Below are 388 nucleotides of genomic sequence, written 5' to 3'. Positions count from 1 at the left end.
GGGCAGCAACTAGAGAAAGCATTTAAGCTTGCTGATTATTATTTAAGCAACCCATTTGGCAATATAGGCTTACTAAGCTCCCAGGTGGATAGATTTATTTCATTAATTCATGGATCAAACTCACTAACGCCTTCAACTCACGAACATGCAATGTATATTGCATACGCCGCAGGCATAAAGTCTGCCTGTTTGTCGCGCCAAGTAGGGGCTGCAATTAGTGATGTAAATGGCCGTATAATCGCCGTCGGTGCCAATGATGTTCCAAGCCCTGGTGGTGGCCTATATACCCCAGATGGAAGAGAAGATCATCGGTGTTTTAAAGTAAAGAAATGTGAAAATTGGCATGAAAAAAAAGAACGACTTTCTAGAATTACAGACTCAGTAAAAG

At 41.5% G+C, this 388-nt stretch carries 1 pseudogene; it reads left to right on the top strand.

Features of this window, described 5'->3' with window-relative positions:
• Positions 1–388 (top strand): annotated as a pseudogene (locus JHD59_RS22380) (hypothetical protein); the annotation flags it as partial.

Origin of the sequence: Chromobacterium sp. ASV23, assembly GCF_016428945.1 — a bacterium.
Taxonomy (GTDB): Bacteria; Pseudomonadota; Gammaproteobacteria; order Burkholderiales; family Chromobacteriaceae; genus Chromobacterium; species Chromobacterium sinusclupearum.
Note: the sequence above shows the minus strand (reverse complement) of the source record. Positions and strands in the feature narration are given on the sequence as shown.